An 840-nucleotide genomic window follows, 5' to 3' on the forward strand; every position below is an offset into this window, starting at 1 on the left:
GTTCGACGCGGCGGTTGCGGCCGGTGATGCGGTGCTGGTCCCGGCCAAGCTCGACGCCGCCGCGCTCCGGACGATGGGGGACTCGCTGCCTCCCGCGCTGCGCGGGCTCGTGGGACGTGCCACCCGGCGTGCGGCCGCGGCGGGCGCCCCGGCGGGGACGTCCTCGCTCGGCGAGCGGCTCGCGCGCGTGCCCGAGAACGAGCGCCACGACACGGTGCTGAGACTGGTCCAGGTCCAGGTGGCCGCCGTCCTGGGGTACGGCTCACCCGATGCCGTCGAACCCGGCAGGGCCTTCCAGGACCTCGGCTTCGACTCGCTGGCCGCGGTCGAGCTGCGCAACGCGCTGGGCACCGCGACCGGGCTGCGGCTGCCGGCCACGCTGGTCTTCGACTACCCGAACTCGTCCGCGCTGGCCGGTTACCTGCTGGAGCAGGCCGGCGGCGCGACGGCCGCGACCGGTACGCGGGACGTGGTGGTCGCCCCCGTCGACGACGAACCGATCGCGATCGTGGGAATGGCGTGCCGCTACCCCGGCGGGGTCTCCTCACCGGAGGACCTGTGGCGGCTGGTCACGGAGGGCGGTGACGTGATCGCCGACTTCCCCGCCGACCGGGGCTGGGACGTCGGGCGGCTCTTCGACCCCACCGGCGAGCGGCCGGACACGACCTACACGAAGAACGGCGGCTTCCTGTACGACGCAGCGGAGTTCGACCCGGCCTTCTTCGGCATCTCGCCGCGTGAGGCGCTGGTGATGGACCCGCAGCAGCGGCTGCTGCTGGAGACCACCTGGGAGGCGCTGGAGAGCGCCGGGGTGGATCCGGGCACGCTGAAGGGCAGCCC

At 74.3% G+C, this 840-nt stretch carries 1 protein-coding gene; it reads left to right on the forward strand.

Features of this window, described 5'->3' with window-relative positions:
- Positions 1-840, forward strand: an 840-nt coding sequence (locus ABD823_RS34435; RefSeq protein WP_344867153.1) for an acyl carrier protein, incomplete at both ends; no start/stop codon positions are given.

It is taken from the genome of Planomonospora alba (assembly GCF_039534085.1).
GTDB lineage: Bacteria > Actinomycetota > Actinomycetes > Streptosporangiales > Streptosporangiaceae > Planomonospora_B > Planomonospora_B alba.